Below are 17,953 nucleotides of genomic sequence, written 5' to 3'. Positions count from 1 at the left end.
AGGGACGAGCCATTGAGTCAGGCAAAAGTCAGCACAAATCTTTCCGAACTCGGCCGCCTTACGGCTGTGGAAGCGCGCGAGGCGCTGATCGCACAAGACATTACGTCGGCTGATCTTGTCGGTGCCTGCATTGCCCGGATCGGCGAACGCGACGCGGACGTCGGCGCGTGGGCGCACTTCGATCCCAATCGAGCGCTCAATGCTGCGCGGGAGAGCGACGCCAAACGCGCACGCGGCGAAGCGATGCCTCTGCTCGCCGGCATTCCAGTTGGCGTGAAAGACGTCATCGATACCCGGGACTTTCCGACGGAACTCGGCTCGGAGGTTTTCTCCGGGCGCCAACCGTCGGAAGACGCGTTCATCGTCGCGGCCCTCAAGGCCGCGGGCGCCATCATCTTGGGCAAAACGGTGACGACGGAGCTTGCGTTCTTTGGCCCTGGAAAGACGCGCAATCCGCGCGACCCCGAACGCACTCCCGGCGGTTCTTCGTCCGGATCGGCAGCGGCTGTCGCCGACAATCAGGTTCCGCTCGCACTCGGCACGCAGACGGCGGGATCGGTGATCAGGCCCGCGTCTTATTGCGGCGTCATCGGCTTCAAACCGACATTCGGTTACATATCGCGCACCGGCGTTCTGGCGCAGTCGCCGCCACTCGATACGATCGGCGGCTATGCGCGGTCAGTCGACGATATCGCGCTGCTTCTCGACTGCATCAGCGGATTCGATGCTGCCGATGCCGATATGACGGCAGGAGCGAAGCCTTCGCTATTGGCGGCACTCAAATCATCTGAACTCCGCGCGCCGCGATTGGCGTTCGTGAAAACGCCTGCGTGGCCGAACGGCGATGAAGCAATGCGCGCGGCGTTGGAGCAATTCGCTGGGCGCTTCGGAATTATCGAGACGCCATTACCGGCGGAGTTCGACGAGATCTTGCGTCTGCAGCAGATCGTGCAGTTTTCCGATATTGCGCGGAACTATGGTCCGATCGCGGACGCCAATCCGGATCGCGTGTCGGCGAAGCTCACGGAGATCATCGCCGAGGGCCGGACGTTTTCCGAGGCGAACTACGACGCGGCGCGGCGGAAGCAGAGCGCGCTCTATGAGGCGCTTCGTCCGATTCTCGATACGTGCGACGCCATTCTGACGCCGGCCGCGCAGGGCGTCGCTCCAGTTGGGCTCGGCGGAACGGGGAGTCCGATGTTCAACGGGCTTTGGACCTATCTCGAAATGCCGTGCATTTCGCTGCCACTCCTGGACATCGGCGGGCTTCCCCTCGGCATACAGCTCGTCGGTGCGCGCAACGATGATGCGCGGCTGCTCCGTGCTGCGGCGTGGATGATGCGGAAGTAACGACAAGGCAAACATCTTCGTCATCCCGGCGAAGGCCGGGATCTGTCCAGGCCAGAGATTTGCGACGAATATTTTGTTTGGACGGATCCCCGCCTACGCGGGGATGACGTTGCTGAGGGGCAGGCCCACGCGTCATCCTCGACCGAATGAGCGTAGCGAATGATGGCCGGGGATCCAGCGTAAGACTCGTCGAGGACACGAAATATATCGAGCCTTCGGCAGTTTTACGCTGGATTCCCGAACGGCTCACAGGCTCGCCGTTCGAGGATGACGAAAAAGAAAATGGCCGGGGCGAGCCCGGCCATTTTGAAAGTCGTGATGAAACGATTTTAGGCCAGCTTGAACGGCATTTCCTTGCCGGCGAAGAAGGCGTCGATGTTGTCGAGCGCTTCGAAGCCCATCTGGTTGCGCGCCTCGATGGCGGCAGAGCCCAGATGCGGGAACAGGAACGTGTTCGGCAGATCGTAGTAGCCTTCGTTGATCTTCGGCTCGCCGGCGAAGACATCAAGGCCGGCGTAAGCCAAGCGTCCCGACTTCAGCGCCGCGATCATGTCCTCGTCCTTGACGAGGTCGCCGCGCGCCGTGTTCACGACGATGGCGCCTTGCGGCAGCTTCTCGATCACGTCCTTGTTGAAGAAGTAGCGCGTCTCCGGCGTCGAGGGCGCGTTGATCGAGAAGAACTGCGAGACCTTCAGCAGGCTGTCGAGGCTGTCGTGATAGGTGGCGTTGTACTTCGCCTCAACCTCGGGCTTCGCGCGGTAGATGTCGTAATAATGGATTTCCATGTCGAAGCCGCGCGCGCGCTGCGCCAGCGCCTGACCGATCTTGCCGAAGCCGTAGATACCGAGCTTCTTGTTGTCGAGCCGCTGACCGACAAGTTGTAGCGGCTGCCAGCCGGGCCATGAGCGCGTGCGGATCATCTTCTCGCCTTCGCCCGCGCGCCGCGCCGCTCCCAGAAGCAGCAGCATTGCGATTTCGGCCGTTGCCACCGTGACACCGTGCGGGGCGTTGCCGACCTTGATGCCGCGCTTCTTGCAGGCCTCGAGGTCGATATGATCGAAGCCGATCGAGAACGTCGAGATGCACTTGATGTTCTCGGGGATCTTCTCGATCACCGGCGCCGGGCACTTCTCATTGAGCGTCAGAAGGATCGCGTCGACCGACTTGGCCGTTTCGAGCATCTCATCGACGGTGATCTTCGGGTTATCCCCGTGCGCGATAACATCATAAGTCTCTCGGGCGCGGGCCATGGCGGCTTCAGGCAAAGGCCAGGTGATTAGAATCTTCTTTTTCGACATGAGGTGATGGTTCTCCGGGAGATCGGACGTTGATCGCAGGCACCGCTTGTGCCCGACCAAGGCCGCCCTGACAAGCCCGGTGCCCCGCTGCGCTGCACCGCAACCGGCCGAAGCGAAACACTTTTTTCACCAAGACGGGATCAGAATAACGCTCCGCCAATCGGTTGGCCTGCCTTCGCGTTTGAGACACCCGTCATGCGTAAGATCTTGCTAGGTTTGGTCGTGCTCGCCTGTGCCAAGATCTGGTACCAGGACCACGCCTATCGCACCGCCATGGGCGAAGCCGTCGTCGAAGCCTATCGCGAGCGCGCCATCGAGGTTTGCCGGAGGAATGCGCCGAAGCGTGCCACCGGAGCTCGCGCCGATACGGCGGTCGCCTGGGGACCGGCGTCGTCGATCGAGGCCGTCATCGGCAATCCCGATATTCCCGTCGCGATCTGGGATACGCAAAACCCGCTTTGGACCCAGCGTTTTCGCGATCCGCACCTGATCCTGACCGCCTCGACCGGCGGCACCAGCGCACGTTGCGCCTATGACGTGCATGAGGGTGGGGCCAAGCTCTCGCTCCGGTAGCACCGAGCACCGGGATGAGTATCGGATGCACGCATTGCGCGCAAAATCTTAACCAAAAACGCCTCGTTCATAATTGAGTCTGACAATGGCGAAGTGAGTCGGCTTTGCCGGCGCGGGGGCGAAGGTACGCGGCGCCCGGGACTTCACTGGCACTTACGGGACGATGGCTCAAGAAACGGCAGTACCGGCAAAGCGGAGCAAATGGCTCGGGTTTCCGATTGCCTGGTCGGCGGTCGTCAAGCGCGCCAAGGCGGTCGTTGGTTTGCCGGTTCTCGCCGCCCTCATCGCTACGGCAGTCGTCGCCGTCATTCCCGATCGATATACCGCCACGGCGTTGGTCCAGGCGGATCCCCTGCGGAAGGCTCCCACGCCGACGGCAGCCGAAGACGCCCCGCCTTCTGCCGATACGCTCGCTTCCGAAGCCGAGAGGCAGGAGATCGAGAAGCAGATGGACTTCATGCGGTCGGCATCGATCATCGACCCTGTCATCGCCGAGCTTCAACTCGCGAACGATCCAGAGTTCAATAAGCGATCGATGCTCTCGCGCGTCATGGCGTTTTTCCGCAGCCCGGCGCCTGGGGAAGAGCTTCGCAGGGCGATCGCCAAAAAGCTCAGCGTCAGCCGCGTCCGCAGCACCTTTCTCGTGAACGTTCAATTCACGTCGACCGATGGCGAAAAATCAGCGCGGATCGCGAATGCGATCGCGAACCAATTCCTCGCGCAGAAGCAAACGTCCGTTACGACCCCCGTCGTTCCTGCGCGCAATCGGGGCGAACTCACCGCGTCCGAACGGATGTTTTCGTCGCTTGTCGAGAAGTATGGGTCGGCCCTCACGTTTACCGGTCCACGCGTTGTCAGCATCGCTGGGCCACCCGGCCGCGCTGCAGGACCCAAGCGCGTCCGCAACGTCGCGATTACAGCCGGATCGGCGCTGTTGTTGGCGATTATGCTCGCTTTGTGGCTGGAACGCGAAGCGTTGCTGCGGACGCGCAAAGTCGAGAGAACGCTCGCCTGCCCGCACATGATCTCCATTCCGGCAATGGGGGCGCCGATGGATCCTTTAGCGGGCACTCGCGGTGCGCGGATGATCATCGCGGAGCCTCAAGGCATTTATGCCGACGCGGTCAGAAAGGTCTGCAACGAACTTGGTCAGCGGAAAAGCGATGAGGCCGCACGCGTAATTCTGGTCGCGTCGGCGCTGCCTGATGAAGGTTCGGAAATTTTCGCGTCGAACATCGCTCACTACTTTGCGGTTTCCGCTCAGCAGACACTCCTCGTCGATTGCGATTTTCGCGGCAAGGGCCTCACGCGCGAATTGACCCCGCAGATTTCAGGCGGCCTTCTCGATCAGATCGCGGCACGGGCGTCCATCGAGGAAGTGATCCTGCGCGATTGCCTCACAGGGCTGCATTTCCTTCCTGCTTCCGGACCCGCACCCATTCCGCTCGCGGTTCCGACTGCCATCCGGTCGGCGGAATTTTCGAATGCCATTTCCGGTCTCAAATCGCGTTTCCCGATCATTGTGCTCTCGGCGCCGCCGCTGCTGCCGATTTCGGACGCACGCGTATTAGCTGAACTCGCCGACGACATCGTATTTCTGACGGCGTGGCACCGGACGCCGCAATCGCTCGCGAAGAAGGCGCTGACGCTGCTCGAGGCCAATCAGAAGAAAGTCGTCGGCGCGGTGCTGACAGACGTCGCCGAGGATCGGGCAACGGGCGTCATGAGTTTCGCCGCGATTTTCGATGAGATCCGCCGAGCCACTGGTATGTCGTCCATGGCGCGCGCCGCCTGAGCGACGGCACAACCTGCCGCTGCACCGCTCAATCCTTCCGTGCCAGACTGGGTACTTTTCCCTCGCGTTTCGGGAATTATTCTCGATGCGGTGCGATTGCAAAAACGATGCTCGCGTCGCCAATGCCGGTGAACTAAAAACTGTTCTAAATCAAAATCGCACGCCTCGGCACAACCATCGCGCCTTACGAATTTCACACTGGCAACCGACCAGCAAAATCGCTACACGCGTTTCGGAAATCCGACATTCTTTCGCTAGAGAAGGTCATCGCGTGATCAGAACTTTGAAGCGTTCTTGGCTTGCCTACGCGCTCGCCCTGCCGATCAGTGCGTTTGCAACACAGGTTGTTGCCGATCCTGCCGCCACTCCGGCCGGATCCGCCTCAGGCACACACGTAGAGTTGAACAAGCTTGAGCCTTCGGAGAAAGGCTGCCGAGCTTATATGGTCGTCAATAATCCGGGCGAAACGACCTATCAGTCGTTCAAGATCGATCTCGTTCTGTTTCAAACCGATGGCGTCATCGGCAAACGGTTTTCGATCGATTTGGCACCGCTGAAGCCCAGAAAGAAATCCGTGAAGCTCTTCGAGATTGACGGAATTCAATGCGATAAGGTCGGCTCGCTTCTCATCAATGATGTGATGGAATGTAAGGCCGATGGCGGTCCGGTCTCCGGCTGTCTCGACAGCCTGAAGACGTCGACCCTGACGAACGTGCAACTTTCAAAGTAACGCGGTGACCGCTCGATGACTGAAGAAATTGTCGGAAGAGACTTATCGATCCTCGGCCTCTTCCACCATGCCGATATCGTCGTGAAGTGCATCATTATCGGCCTGTTGCTGGCGTCGGTCGTGTGCTGGGCGATGGCGTTCGAGAAGTTTATCCGCGTTTGGCTCGTCAATCGCGAGATCCGCGTACTCGAGAGAAACAGCGCTTCCGCCACTCTGCCTTCCGGGCGCACGAGCAGTCTCGTCGGCTCAGTCAGCGAAGCGGCCCGCACGGAGTGGGCGGAAGGCTCTGGCACCGATGCGTCGGCAGGTGAAGTTCGCGACCGTCTCGAAGTCGCCATGCGCGCCGCCGTCAAGCGCAAGCTGAAAAGCATCGAACAAGGCTTGCCGTTTCTCGCGACGCTCGGATCGGCCGCGCCGTTCATCGGATTGTTCGGCACCGTTTGGGGCATCATGAATTCGTTCACGGCTATCGCTCAGCAGAAAGATACGAGCTTGGCCGTCGTCGCGCCCGGTATCGCCGAAGCGTTGTTCGCAACGGCCGTTGGTCTTGCTGCCGCCATCCCGGCCGTTATTTTCTACAATCAGATCACGGTCGCGCTCGGCCGCGCGTCGGAACGCGTTGCGCCGGTCATCGTCGCGTTGGCGCGGACTCTTTCTCGTCGTGGCGTTGAGGGTGTGAACTGATGGGAATGTCCGTTGGCAGTTCTTCGGGCGACGAAGACGACTCCTACAAGCCTCTCGCCGAGATCAACGTCACGCCGTTCGTCGACGTGATGCTCGTGCTGCTGATCATCTTCATGGTCGCTGCTCCGTTGATGGTGCAGGGCGTTCCGCTCGATCTGCCGAAGACGTCCGCCTCGAAGCTCGGGGCGCAGAAAAAGCCGATGGTCGTTTCGCTGGCGCCCGACGGCAAGCTCTACATCCGCGACGAGGAAGTGACGCGCGAGACGCTCGTTTCCCGTCTCATGCAGATCAAGTCGAGCGAAGGCGACGGCGTCGTCTACGTTCGCGCCGATAGAAAAATTGCGTATGGCGACGTGATGGAATTGTTGGGACGCGTGGGAGAGTCTGGCTACGCCCGGGTCTCGCTGCTGTCGCAGCCGTCGCCGTCTGGAGAGACTGTCAAGAACTGATGACGAGAGCCGCCGGAATGGACGCATTGCGAGCGATCGCCATTTTATTGTCCCTGCTCATTCACGGGACGATTGGCTACGCCATGCTTCCGGATCTGGAAAACTCCAATATCGAAGCTCTCGATCAAGGCAACGGCGTGGACGTCGTGCTCGTCCAGCAAGGCATTGCGACCGAGGGCATCTCGAAGCTCGGCGACGCTATGGAGACTATAGAGACGAGCGAGATCGTTCCCGTTCAGGAGCAGCACGCCAAGCCCCCGGAAGAGGTGAAGCCGGACGAGCTTCGCGACGTCATTACGTCGGATGCCAGCGAAGTTGTAGCGGACGCGGTCAAGACGCAAGAGCCTCCGCCTCTCGAAACTCCGCCACCCGAGCCGCAGGTCGTCGAGACCAAGTCGCAGCCTGAACAGGTCGCGATCGTGACCGAACAGAGTTCGGGCGAAGCCAAGACGGGCGGCGAGGCCAAGGCGTTCGGCCGTTATCTCGGCCAGATCAACGATCGCGTGCAGCGAGCGAAGATAAATCCGCGGTCGGCAGTCGCCGGTACGGTGGTGATGAAATTCATCGTCGACGTCGATGGGAAACTGCTGTCCAAGGAAGTCGCCGCAAGCTCGGGTTCAAAGCTCCTGGACGACGCGGCGACGGCAGCCCTCGACCGGGCGGCGCCGTTTCCTCCGATCCCGCCGGAGGTCAGCGTGAAGCCGCTGGCGTTCACCCAGCCGTTCAAATTCATCATGCGGTAGGTTTTTTGATTTGGCGCTCGCGGCCCGCTCCGCGAAGCGTAGCCGCATGCGTCATCTGTAGTAAGCATAAGTAAATACAAACAATTTTTCTAAAAATCATTCGTGTTGCTGCGGCCCACCGCGGTTCTCAAAGGGTTTGGATTAACCTTGAGTTAGCTACTCGCCCCTAGATTGAAACCGCATTCGGCTGTGCGTTGGGTTTCGCGTTATGATTTTTGGATCAGTTGGAAACGCCAAATCCAACTCATTGATGAACGAGTATGCATCGCTTTTGAGCGATGCCGTTTTGCGTCATCGCGCCCGCGTCGCAGAGCAATCCGCTCGCATCGAGGTGGAACTCGCCGGCAAAGTGAAATCCGAGTTCATCGCCAACATGAGCCATGAACTCAGAACACCGTTGAACACGGTCATCGGCTTTTCAAAGCTTCTGACGCAGCACAGCCAACGGCGTCTGGCCGATAAAGAGATCGTCGAATACGCGACACTCATTCAAGATGCGGCGGGCCACCTACTCTCCGTCATCAACGACATTCTGGACATCTCTAAAATTCAGAGCGGAAAATATACGCTCGACGCGCGTGAGGTGAATATCGGCGAAATTCTCGCCGGCAGCATCAGCTCGTTCCGGACCATGGCAAGCGAAGCGCAGATCGATTTGCGCTTCGGCATCGCGCCTGATTTGCGCCCAATCCGTGGTGATCCGGAAAAGCTGCGCCAGATCTTCACGAACATCATTTCAAATGCGCTCAAGTTCACGCCGGCGAACGGCACGGTGGACGTCACTGCGCGGCGTACTACCAGCGGCGGCGCCGTCGTCACCATCCGCGATAGCGGCGTTGGAATGACGGAAGAAGAAATCGAAATTGCACTGACGCCGTTTGGACAGGTCGACGGCGGCCGTTCGCGCTGGCGTGAGGGCGCGGGCCTCGGGTTGCCGATCGCCAAGGCGCTCGTCGAGCTTCATGGAGGGACGCTCGAACTCCATTCCAACAAGGGCACCGGCACCGAGGTCGTCATCGGCCTGCCTGCCCGGGATAGTGTAAGCGCGGTCGCCTCAGAGAAACTGATTTCCAACGGCGCTTAGCAAGCCCGAGATCCGGATCCGAATGTCAGGCAATCATAACCAGAACCAAATGAATGGCTTGGATGCCTCAATTGGGCGCATCGTTTCGGTCACCGGATCGAAAGCGATCGTCTTGCTCGACGGCGCAGGCGAGCTGCGAGCGCGCTCGCCTGACGGGCGTCCCGAAATGGGCACGCTGCTTGCCGTGGAAACCTCGCGCACGACAGTGCTCGCCATCGTTTCAGCTCTGAGCGTTCCGGTTCCCTCGCAGCGTGACGGCGACAGCGAAGTCTGGATCGCGGAACTCGGCCTCGTCGGCGAATTGACGAGTGCGGGCGAAGGCAAGCCGCCGAAATTCAACCGCGGCGTCACCGCCTATCCCGCGCTCGGCGATCGCGTGCGGCTCGCATTGCGAACGGAGCTCGAGGCGACATTCTGCGGCGATAGCGGCGCCATGGTGCGCGTCGGCTCCATTCGTCAGGACAGCACGATCCCGGCAATGGTGCGCGTCGATGAACTGCTCGGCAAGCATTTCGCGATCCTCGGCACGACAGGCACCGGCAAATCCTGCACGACGGCGCTGATCCTGCGATCGATCGTCGAAAAAAATCCGAATGCCCACATCGTACTGCTCGATCCTCACAACGAGTATGCGACGGCGTTCAGCGATTGGGCCGAAGTGATCTCGCCGCGGAACATGCAGCTGCCTTACTGGCTGCTGACGTTCGAAGAGATCCAGGAAGTTCTCGTCGGCGACGGCGACCGGAAGGCCGAAGTCGAGATCCTGCAGGAAGTGATCCCGATTGCGAAGGCGCGTTACAATAGCGGCCGTTCGACCGAGCCGGCGAAGCTCCGCCGCGGCTTGAGCGACGCCAGCCGCTATACCGTCGATACGCCCGTCCCTTATCGCATTTCCGATCTTCTGCTGCTGATCGACGAACGGCTCGGCAAGCTCGAGAACAGGAAGGATCTCGCGCCCTACCGGCTTCTCAAGCATCGGATCGAGACGATCTCGCAGGATGGCCGTTACGCGTTCATGTTCGGGTCGCTGACCGTTTACGACGGCATGACGCAAGTTCTTGGACGCATCTTCCGGGTTCCGGTCAACAGCAAGCCCATCACGATTCTCGAGCTAACCGGCATCCCGTCGGAGGTCGTCAACGTCGTCGTCTCGGTGCTTTGCCGCATGACATTCGACTTCGCGCTCTGGAGCGAGGGCCAGGTGCCGGTGACGCTCGTTTGCGAAGAAGCGCATCGTTATGTTCCGGCGAATTCGACGCTCGGCTTCGAGCCGTGCAAGCGCGCGATCGCCAAGATCGCGAAGGAAGGCCGCAAATACGGCGCCTCGCTTTGCATCGTCACGCAGCGTCCGGCAGAAATCGATCCGACCATTCTTTCCCAGTGCAATACGGTCTTTGCGTTGCGCATGTCGAACGACCGCGACCAGGAGATCGTCGCCTCGGCGGTTGCCGATACTGGCGCTGGACTCTTGGAATTCCTGCCATCGCTCGGGCAGCGTGAAGCCATTGCCTTCGGTGACGGCATGGCTTTGCCGGTTCGCATCAAGTTCGATGAATTGCCAAAGCGGGCGTTGCCGAAATCGTCGTCTGCGAATTTCTCGGAGAGATGGCAGAAGTCGCTCGGCGACGAAGGCTTCCTCGATCAGATCGTCGAGCGTTGGCGCGCTTCGGGAATTCCGGCGAACGGCGACGGGGGGCACCATCTCGCGATGATGGCCGATGCCCTCGGCTTGCACGGAACCCCGCACCCCGCATCACCGGAGATCCATCAAGCCATCCCGGATGCGGGCCCGGCTTCCTACAAAATTCCGATGCCGCCAACGCCCTACTCCAGCCCGTCGCCCACCTCCTCGCCGCGAACCAGCGCACCGTTGCCGCGCCGCGAAGTCCCGCCTCCTTTGGCTTCGGCCAATGCTCCCGGCGCGCCGCAGAGCAGCAAGCCTACGGGATCTGGCGAGGCGCTCAGGTCGCTGCGTGAACGGCTGACGCGTCCCGTCGGCTGATCCCCTCGCCGTTTGGCGCAAGCCTTGCATTTGCCGTACGGAATTTGCATTCAGCCGTATACGTTGCGTCAGAATGGCGTTTGGAGCGAAATGCCTTCTCCCTATTATCGAGGGCGAATGAACGCTGCCAGACATCAATCTTTTAGATCTGGGGGGATAGTATTCTTCATGAGCAAAATTCACCCAGTCATATTGTCGGGCGGCTCGGGCACGCGGTTGTGGCCGCTGTCGCGCGCGATGTACCCGAAGCAGTTCATTCGCTTCTTCAACGGGCAAAGCTCGTCGTTTCTCGGAACGGCTCTCGGCCGGCTGCCGCAGCATGCGGGCTTTGAGAAGCCAATCCTCCTTTGCAATAACGACCATCGCTTTCTCGTGCGCGAGGAGTTGGAACGCGCCGGCCTCGAGCCGCGTGCGATCGTGCTCGAACCCATTGCGCGCAACACGGCCCCGGCGATCGCGGTGGCGGCGCTGATCGCGCTGCAGGACGATCCGAATGCGATCCTCGCGGTCATGCCGTCCGATCACGTCATCGAAGACGGTGCGGCGTTCGCCGAGAACATCCGGCGCGCGGCGGAGGTCGCTGCGACCGGCAAGCTCGTTCTCTTCGGCATCAAGCCGACGGAGCCACATACGGGTTACGGCTACATCAAGCGCGGCGAGGCGTTACCGGGTTTTGCCGGGTACGCTTTCGAAGTCGAGAGCTTTGCGGAAAAACCCGATCGCGCAACGGCCGAGAGCTATCTCGAGAATGGGTCTTATCTCTGGAACAGCGGAATTTTCGCGCTCAACGCCAAAACGTATCTCTCCGAGGTCGAGCGGCTTGAGCCGAAGATCCTCGAGGCGGCGCGCGCGGCACTCGCCCATGCCACCGAAGACCTCGGCTTCCTGCGTCTCGATCGCAAGTGCTTCGCGGCCGCTCCCAACATCTCGATCGACTATGCGGTGATGGAGAAGACGCGAGCGGCGGCGATCCTGCCGATGAACGTCGGCTGGAACGATGTCGGCTCGTGGTCATCGCTGTGGGATATCGCGCCTCGCGACGACAAGGGCAACTTCATCAAGGGAGAAGCGGTGCTCGAGGATACGTCGGATTGCTACGTCCATTCCGAGCGCGCGATCGTGTCGACGATCGGCGTCAACGACCTCATCATCGTCAACACGCCGGACGCGCTGCTCGTGGCCGACAAGAGCCGCACGCAGGACGTTTCGAAGATCGTGCAGCAGCTGAAGCAATCGAACCGGAAAGAGCAAGAGCAGCACCTTCGGAACTACCGGCCGTGGGGCTATTTCGAGACGCTCAACATCGGGCCGCGCTTCCAGGTGAAGCTTCTGCATGTGAAGCCCGGCGGCAAGCTCTCAATGCAAATGCATCATCACCGGTCGGAGCATTGGATCGTCGTGCAGGGAACGGCGCAGGTTTCCATCGGCGAGAAGGAGCAGCTCGTTCGCGAGAACGAAAGCGTCTACATTTTCGCGACGCAGTGGCACCGCCTGCAGAACCCGGGCAAGGTTCCTGTCGAGATCATCGAAGTGCAGATCGGGTCGTACCTCGGCGAGGACGATATCATGCGGACCGACGACATCTATCACCGCGAGCCCGAAGAGACGAAGTAAGTTTATTTCGTCGGGTCGGTTGGCCGGAAGGTGAAGATCCGCCCGGTCCCTTGCTCGTTGGCCGGCGTTTCCGTCGCGGGAGAAGCCGTTTGCGCGGCGGCAGCGGCGGCGCTCTCTCCCTCGCTCCTGTCGCGGAAGTTCCGCCAGCTCGCCGGAATGAAGGCGAGATAAAGGACCGTCAGCGCCGTCAGCGTTTCATAAGGGTACGTGAACAGGAACGCGACGATACCTATGGCGACGACGAAGATCGGCAAAACCCATTCGCGTCCCACGCGCTCACCGACGAGCTTGCCGGAGTACGTCGGGATCGACGACACCATCATGAAGGCGATGAATACCGTATAGACGAGCACGATCTTCAACGCCCACTGCGTCTTGATATCGGCGAGCCCGAGCTGATCGAGATAGAGCGGCAGCAGCACCGCGATGGCGGCTGCGGGCGTCGGCATGCCCATGAAGTAGTTCGACTGCCACTTCGGTTTATCGTCATCGAGCGCCGCATTGAAGCGCGCGAGGCGTAGCGCCGAAGCAAGCGCGAAGATCATGACGCAGATCCAGCCTGCGCTCTTCAGGTCGCCCAATCCCCAATTGAAAATCAGGAAAGCGGGCGCGACGCCGAAGTTTACGAAATCGGCGAGGCTGTCCAACTCGGCGCCGAAGCGGGACGATGCTTTCAGGAGGCGCGCGATGCGGCCATCAATGCCGTCGAGGCAGGCGGCGAAAACGATCGCCGCGAGCGCCAGATCATACCGGCCCTCGATCCCCATGCGGATCGATGTGAGGCCGGCGCAAAGGCCGAGGAGCGTGAAGAAATTCGGCACGAGCATCCGAACCGGCACGCGCCGGTGACGGAAGAGAGACCGGCGCCTGCGACGGCGCGTTTCGGTCTCGATGAATGGCTCATCCGTATCCATGGCAGGCTCCTTGTGGCCTTTGCCTCAGTTGCGATCTACCGGCCTGAGATCAGGCGCGGCGCGCCTCGCGTTCCGGTTCGACCGACTGAAGATCTGCGAAAACGGTCTCGCCTGCAATCGCACGTTGACCGACGCTGACGAGAGCGGTTTTACCCGGCGGGAGATAAACGTCCACACGCGAGCCAAAACGAATGAGGCCGAACCGCTGGCCCACTCCGACTGTGTCACCTGTCTCGACAAACGTCACGATGCGGCGGGCGACGAGACCCGCAATCTGCACCACGCCAACCTCGCCGTCTGTTGGCGTCTCGATGACGATAAGGCGTCGCTCGTTGTCTTCGCTCGCCTTGTCGAGGGCGGCATTCACAAAAGTGCCGGGTATGTAGACCGAGCGAACAATTCGGCCGGCGACCGGCGCACGATTGATGTGAACGTCAAATACGGAGAGGAACGTCGAAATACGGACCCGCGGCTCCGAGCCCATGCCCATCTCGGCGGGGGGCACGACTTTCTCGATGCCCGAGATCCTGCCGTCAGCTCCCGACACAACCAAGCCTGGCCGTAACGGCGTGACGCGCTGCGGATCGCGGAAGAAATAGACGACCCATGCGGTGACGCCGGCGCAGACCCATCCGAGCGGCGGATAGAGGAAGAAGAACAGCAGCGTCACTGCCGCGGCGATGGCAATGAACTTGTGTCCATCGGGATGCACGGGCGATAGCTGGTCGAAGATCGTATCGAGAATGCCGTGGCCTTTGGACACGAATTACCTCCTGAAGAGAATTTCTAATTGCGATAGCACGGCAATCACGACACCGGCACTGCTACGAAGCGAAGATCGCCTTTGCTGTCCTCGACACGAAGCAGCACGGCCTTGCGACCGGCCTTCTTGACCTTCTCGATGCTCTTTGCGACGTCGTCGGGATCGGAAACGATATCCTGCGCCGCTTCGACGATCACGTCACCCGGCTTCAGGCCTTTGCTTGCGGCCGGGCTCTGCGGATCGACCGCTTCGACCACGACGCCTTTGATCTTGTCGTCGAGGTTGTACTTCTTGCGCAGATCGTCGCTCAGGGGCGAAAGCGTGAGGCCGATGATGTCGGAACCTTTCGGATCATCCTCCTTGCCAGCGTCGCTCTTCAGGTCGCTCGTATTGTCATCATCGTCCTCGAGACGGCCGACGGTTACCTGTGTGTTCTGTTTCTGGCCCTTGCGGAGAAGCTCGACATCGACGGCTTGTCCGACAGCGGCTTGAGCGACCATCTTCGGCAGGCCGCGCATGCTCGTCACGTCCTTGCCGTCGAATTTCAAAATGACGTCGCCCGCGACCAGTCCGGCTTTCGATGCCGGGCTGTCGGGCGTCACGGCCGCGACGAGCGCGCCGGTGTTTTCAGGTAGTCCCAGCGTCTCGGCGATGTCGCCGGTGACGGTTTGAATCTTGACGCCGAGCCAGCCGCGCCGCACTTCGCCGTATTGCTTCAGCTGCTCGACGACTTTCGAGACGGTATCGGAGGGGACCGCGAAACCGATGCCGATCGATCCGCCCGTCGGAGAGATGATTGCGGTGTTCACGCCGATCACCTCGCCGTTCATGTTGAACAGCGGACCGCCGGAATTGCCTTTGTTGATCGCAGCATCCGTCTGCAGATAATCATCATAGGGGCCGGAATTGATATCGCGGCTTTTCGCCGAGATGATGCCGACCGAAACGGATCCGCCGAGGCCGAACGGGTTGCCGATGGCCATCACCCAATCACCCACTTCGATGTCGGCGGAGGAGCCGAATTTCACATCGGCGAGCGGCTTCTTCGGCGAGACCTTCAACAGCGCGAGATCGGCCTTGGTATCGCGGCCGAGGATCTTCTCGACGACGAGCTTGGAGCCGTCGTGGAAATTGATGTCGATCTCCTCGGCGCCTTCGATGACGTGATTGTTGGTGACGATCAGGCCTTCCTTGCCGTCGATCACGAAGCCGGAGCCCAGCGATGAGATCTTGCGGTCTCCGTGGGGCACGCCGCCGCGCTTGTTGAAGAAGTCGTCGAAGAAATCTTCGAAGGGCGCACCCTTCGGCACCTTGGGCAATGGAACGCCGGCTGGACCTTTGACGGTTTGGGATGTCGCGATGTTGACGACGGCATCGGAGAGGCGTTTGGCGAGCGGTGCGACGGAGGTCGGGCCATTGGGGAAATCAGCGAAGGCCGGCTGTGAAACGCCCAAGAACAGCAACGCGACGAAGCCAACCCCGACAGAAAGTGCCGAACGTTTCTTGATCATCGCGAGAACTCCAGGGTCTGATCGGGTCGCAAGCCAATTTGGCCCGGCTTTGGATTCCGGGTTTCGGGTTTGGCCGGACAGGCGTTATTGGCGCAACATCCGAGCGTCAACATGGCAACGTTAGCATACCGCCGCGCCGCGGGGATAAGTTGGCCTTGCGACTTATCCCCGGGCCAGCCAAACGACAAAAACGCCGAGCGCCACGGCGGCGACGGCGCAGACCTGAATACGTGTGGTGCTTAAACTTGCAATTTCCTCAACGGCTCGCCGCGCCTTGAGAGGCGCGGCGGCCCAAAGCAGGCCCTCGAGGACGAGGGCGACGCCGAGACCAGCTAGAAGATCGTTCATCGCTGGGCGGAGGCGGCCGGCGAGGCTGGCGCCTTGCCGTTAGGGTCCTGAAAATACCGGAAGAATTGGCTGTCCGGAGATAGCAGCATGCGCGTGTCGTCCGGCTTGATGGCCGACGTGTAGGCCTGCATCGAGCGATAGAACCGGAAGAATTCAGGGTCCTGTCCGAAGGCGTCCGCGAAGATCCGGCTGCGCTCGGCTTCGCCGTCGCCGCGGATTTCGTCGGACTTCTGCGTCGCCGTTGCCTTGATGATGGTCACGTCCTTGTCGGCGTTGGCGCGGATGCGGTTGCTTTCCGCTTCGCCCTGGGCGCGCAACTCGGTCGCCTCGCGAACACGGTCAGCCCGCATCCGGTCATAGACCTTAACGAGGTTTTCCTTCGGAAGGTCGGCGCGCTTGATGCGCACGTCGACGACTTCGAGACCGTAGTCGCGGCCTTCCTTGTTCACCTGCGCTGCGATCTGCTTCATCAGGCTTTCGCGCTTGTCCTTGACGACTTCCTGCAGAGTTGCAGAGCCAAGCACGCGGCGGATTTCGGATTCGATCAGCGGGCCGACGACCTCGCGGACGCGGTCTTCGTAGCGGACGTTCTGATAGAACTTCAGCTGGTCGACGATGCGATAGCGGGCGTAGGCATCGACGATGAGCCGCTGCTGATCCGACGCCGTCACTTCCTGCTCGGTCGTATCGAGATCGAGGATACGCTTGTCGAACTTTTCGACGGTGTCGATGAACGGCACCTTCCATTTGAGACCCGGCGTCGTGATGGCCTGCTGCGGATTACCGAAGCGGAGCACGAGCGCCTGCTCGTTCTGGTGGACGATGAACGCGGAGGCGTAGAGCCCCAGCGCGGCGAGACCGAGAATGGTCAGGATAAAAGCGAAGAACGCGCGCATATTATTTCGCTCCGTCGGTCTGTTGCTGGTCGCGCTTCTGGAGCTGCTCCAGCGGCAGGAACGGGACAACGCCCTGGCCGGTGTTCTTTTGATCGATGATGATCTTGTCGGCTCCGGAGAGAACGCGTTCCTGCATTTCGAGATAGAGCCGTTCGCGTGTCACGTCGGGCGCCTTCTTGTATTCGTCGTAAACCTTGGTGAAGCGGGCAGCCTGGCCCGTCGCCTCGGCGACTGTCTGATCACGATAGCCTTCGGCGGCCGCAATGATGCGGTCGGCATCGCCGTGGGCACGCGGCGTCACCTGATCCTGGTAGGTTTGCGCCTGCTTGATCAGGGTTTCCTTCTCCTGACCAGCTGCCGCAACTTCGCGGAACGCACCGATGACTTCCGCCGGCGGGTCGACTTCCTTGAGCTGGATCTGATCGATCTTGATGCCGGCCCGATAGTAATCGAGCGTCTTCTGCATCAGGTTACGCACGTCTTCCTGCGTCTTCTGGCGGCCGCCGGTCAGAAGCGGCTGAAGGGCCGACTGGCCGACGACTTCGCGCATGGCGCTTTCGGCAACTTCGCGGACGGTCGTCTCAGGCTGTGCGATGTTGAAGAGGAACTGCTCGACGCCCGTCTCTCCGGTCGTCGGATCCGATTCAGGGCTGATGCGCCAGAACACCACGAAGCGAACGTCAACGACGCTACCGTCGCCCGTCAGCATCAAACCGCTATCCTGGCCGCCGATGACGCTGCGACCGGCGCCGACCTCGATCGTGCGCTGCTGCGTGACTTTCGGCAGGCGGACTTCCTCGATCGGGTAAGGCCAGCGGAAGTGCAGGCCCGATGGCTCCCAACGGTCGAACTTGCCGAAGCGCAGGACGATGCCCTGCTCGTCCGGATTGACGCGGAAGAAGAAGCCGTAGAACGCGACGCCTGCAAGCAGCAGCATCGCGATGAAGAAAATGAACGGTTTGGGCACGCCGCCTCCGAAGCCGCTGCCACCATTGCCGTTACCACCGCCGCCGCGCATCACTTGGCGCATGCGATCCTGGCCACGACGCAAAATTTCATCGAGATCGGGCGGCTCTTTACCACCACCCCCGCCGCCACCGGACGGACCCCACGGCCCCTGGCCCCACGGGCCACCACCGCCCTTGCGGCCGCCATTCCCACCGGGGTTGCCGCCACCGCCTTGACTCGTCCAGGGCATA

The 17,953-nt window shown here is 60.9% G+C and carries 17 protein-coding genes; 10 read left to right on the top strand and 7 right to left on the bottom strand.

Going from position 1 to position 17,953, the window contains the following annotated elements; genetic code table 11:
* Positions 1–12 precede the first annotated feature (12 nt).
* Positions 13–1,350, top strand: coding sequence for an amidase (locus G359_RS04960; RefSeq protein ID WP_045835231.1), 1,338 nt, complete (start codon positions 13–15; stop codon positions 1,348–1,350).
* 329 nt (positions 1,351–1,679) lie between these two features.
* On the opposite strand, the gene G359_RS04955 is transcribed toward G359_RS04960, so the two are convergent.
* Complete coding sequence (locus G359_RS04955) at positions 1,680–2,648, bottom strand: 2-hydroxyacid dehydrogenase (protein ID WP_045835230.1); 969 nt, start codon at positions 2,646–2,648, stop codon at positions 1,680–1,682.
* A 195-nt stretch (positions 2,649–2,843) separates the two neighbouring features.
* Between G359_RS04955 and G359_RS04950 the strand changes: the two genes are divergently transcribed.
* From G359_RS04950 to G359_RS04910, 9 genes are all read left to right on the top strand, one after another.
* Positions 2,844–3,221, top strand: coding sequence for a hypothetical protein (locus tag G359_RS04950; protein WP_045837660.1), 378 nt, complete (start codon positions 2,844–2,846; stop codon positions 3,219–3,221).
* A 163-nt stretch (positions 3,222–3,384) separates the two neighbouring features.
* On the top strand, positions 3,385–5,016 hold the full coding sequence (locus G359_RS04945) for a Wzz/FepE/Etk N-terminal domain-containing protein (protein WP_045835229.1): 1,632 nt from the start codon (positions 3,385–3,387) through the stop codon (positions 5,014–5,016).
* Positions 5,017–5,287: 271 nt separating this feature from the next.
* A complete protein-coding gene (locus G359_RS04940; protein ID WP_045835228.1) occupies positions 5,288–5,746 on the top strand; it encodes a hypothetical protein in 459 nt (152 codons plus the stop codon).
* Between the two features lie 15 nt (positions 5,747–5,761).
* Complete coding sequence (locus tag G359_RS04935; protein ID WP_045835227.1) at positions 5,762–6,430, top strand: MotA/TolQ/ExbB proton channel family protein; 669 nt, start codon at positions 5,762–5,764, stop codon at positions 6,428–6,430.
* Entirely contained in the window at positions 6,430–6,879 is a 450-nt protein-coding gene (locus tag G359_RS04930; protein ID WP_045835226.1) for an ExbD/TolR family protein, read from the top strand. The genes G359_RS04935 and G359_RS04930 overlap by 1 nt, the downstream gene beginning before the upstream one ends.
* 17 nt (positions 6,880–6,896) lie before the next feature.
* Complete coding sequence (locus G359_RS04925) at positions 6,897–7,622, top strand: energy transducer TonB family protein (RefSeq protein ID WP_045837659.1); 726 nt, start codon at positions 6,897–6,899, stop codon at positions 7,620–7,622.
* 208 nt (positions 7,623–7,830) lie between these two features.
* Positions 7,831–8,706, top strand: coding sequence for a sensor histidine kinase (locus tag G359_RS04920; RefSeq protein WP_045835225.1), 876 nt, complete (start codon positions 7,831–7,833; stop codon positions 8,704–8,706).
* A 22-nt stretch (positions 8,707–8,728) separates the two neighbouring features.
* Positions 8,729–10,708 carry an ATP-binding protein gene (locus tag G359_RS04915; protein WP_052699187.1) on the top strand — a complete coding sequence of 660 codons (1,980 nt, stop codon included), beginning with the start codon at positions 8,729–8,731 and terminating at the stop codon, positions 10,706–10,708.
* Positions 10,709–10,876: 168 nt separating this feature from the next.
* Positions 10,877–12,322 (top strand): mannose-1-phosphate guanylyltransferase/mannose-6-phosphate isomerase, encoded by a 1,446-nt coding sequence (locus G359_RS04910; RefSeq protein ID WP_045835224.1) that lies wholly within the window; start codon positions 10,877–10,879, stop codon positions 12,320–12,322.
* Positions 12,323–12,324: 2 nt separating this feature from the next.
* On the opposite strand, the gene pssA is transcribed toward G359_RS04910, so the two are convergent.
* The 6 genes from pssA to hflK form a co-directional block, all read right to left on the bottom strand.
* Positions 12,325–13,236 carry a CDP-diacylglycerol--serine O-phosphatidyltransferase gene (gene pssA, locus G359_RS04905; RefSeq protein ID WP_045835223.1) on the bottom strand — a complete coding sequence of 304 codons (912 nt, stop codon included), beginning with the start codon at positions 13,234–13,236 and terminating at the stop codon, positions 12,325–12,327.
* Positions 13,237–13,285: 49 nt separating this feature from the next.
* A complete protein-coding gene (locus tag G359_RS04900) occupies positions 13,286–13,999 on the bottom strand; it encodes a phosphatidylserine decarboxylase (protein WP_045835222.1) in 714 nt (237 codons plus the stop codon).
* A 44-nt stretch (positions 14,000–14,043) separates the two neighbouring features.
* The gene (locus G359_RS04895) at positions 14,044–15,510 is read right to left on the bottom strand and encodes a Do family serine endopeptidase (protein WP_045835221.1); all 1,467 of its coding nucleotides are present in this window, start codon (positions 15,508–15,510) and stop codon (positions 14,044–14,046) included.
* Positions 15,511–15,672: 162 nt separating this feature from the next.
* Complete coding sequence (locus tag G359_RS04890) at positions 15,673–15,858, bottom strand: DUF2065 domain-containing protein (RefSeq protein ID WP_045835220.1); 186 nt, start codon at positions 15,856–15,858, stop codon at positions 15,673–15,675.
* Positions 15,855–16,754, bottom strand: a complete 900-nt coding sequence (hflC, locus tag G359_RS04885) for a protease modulator HflC (RefSeq protein WP_045835219.1) — start codon at positions 16,752–16,754, stop codon at positions 15,855–15,857. Before hflC ends, G359_RS04890 begins: the two co-directional genes overlap by 4 nt.
* A gap of 1 nt (position 16,755) precedes the next feature.
* Entirely contained in the window at positions 16,756–17,952 is a 1,197-nt protein-coding gene (gene hflK / locus G359_RS04880; RefSeq protein ID WP_045835218.1) for an FtsH protease activity modulator HflK, read from the bottom strand.
* Between the last annotated feature and the right edge of the window lies 1 nt (position 17,953).

The organism is Hyphomicrobium sp. 99 (assembly GCF_000384335.2).
Lineage (GTDB): Bacteria > Pseudomonadota > Alphaproteobacteria > Rhizobiales > Hyphomicrobiaceae > Hyphomicrobium_B.
The sequence above is the reverse complement of the archived record's forward strand: the minus strand, read 5'-3'. Positions and strand labels throughout refer to the sequence as shown.

Coding starts and splice junctions, on each gene's coding strand:
- G359_RS04955 (WP_045835230.1), bottom strand. CDS start 2,648: ATGTCGAAAAAGAAGATTCTAATCACCTGGCCTTTGCCTGAAGCCGCC.
- G359_RS04950 (WP_045837660.1), top strand. CDS start 2,844: ATGCGTAAGATCTTGCTAGGTTTGGTCGTGCTCGCCTGTGCCAAGATC.
- G359_RS04945 (WP_045835229.1), top strand. CDS start 3,385: ATGGCTCAAGAAACGGCAGTACCGGCAAAGCGGAGCAAATGGCTCGGG.
- G359_RS04935 (WP_045835227.1), top strand. CDS start 5,762: ATGACTGAAGAAATTGTCGGAAGAGACTTATCGATCCTCGGCCTCTTC.
- G359_RS04930 (WP_045835226.1), top strand. CDS start 6,430: ATGGGAATGTCCGTTGGCAGTTCTTCGGGCGACGAAGACGACTCCTAC.
- G359_RS04925 (WP_045837659.1), top strand. CDS start 6,897: ATGGACGCATTGCGAGCGATCGCCATTTTATTGTCCCTGCTCATTCAC.
- G359_RS04920 (WP_045835225.1), top strand. CDS start 7,831: ATGATTTTTGGATCAGTTGGAAACGCCAAATCCAACTCATTGATGAAC.
- G359_RS04915 (WP_052699187.1), top strand. CDS start 8,729: ATGTCAGGCAATCATAACCAGAACCAAATGAATGGCTTGGATGCCTCA.
- G359_RS04910 (WP_045835224.1), top strand. CDS start 10,877: ATGAGCAAAATTCACCCAGTCATATTGTCGGGCGGCTCGGGCACGCGG.
- pssA (WP_045835223.1), bottom strand. CDS start 13,236: ATGGATACGGATGAGCCATTCATCGAGACCGAAACGCGCCGTCGCAGG.
- G359_RS04895 (WP_045835221.1), bottom strand. CDS start 15,510: ATGATCAAGAAACGTTCGGCACTTTCTGTCGGGGTTGGCTTCGTCGCG.
- G359_RS04890 (WP_045835220.1), bottom strand. CDS start 15,858: ATGAACGATCTTCTAGCTGGTCTCGGCGTCGCCCTCGTCCTCGAGGGC.
- hflC (WP_045835219.1), bottom strand. CDS start 16,754: ATGCGCGCGTTCTTCGCTTTTATCCTGACCATTCTCGGTCTCGCCGCG.
- hflK (WP_045835218.1), bottom strand. CDS start 17,952: ATGCCCTGGACGAGTCAAGGCGGTGGCGGCAACCCCGGTGGGAATGGC.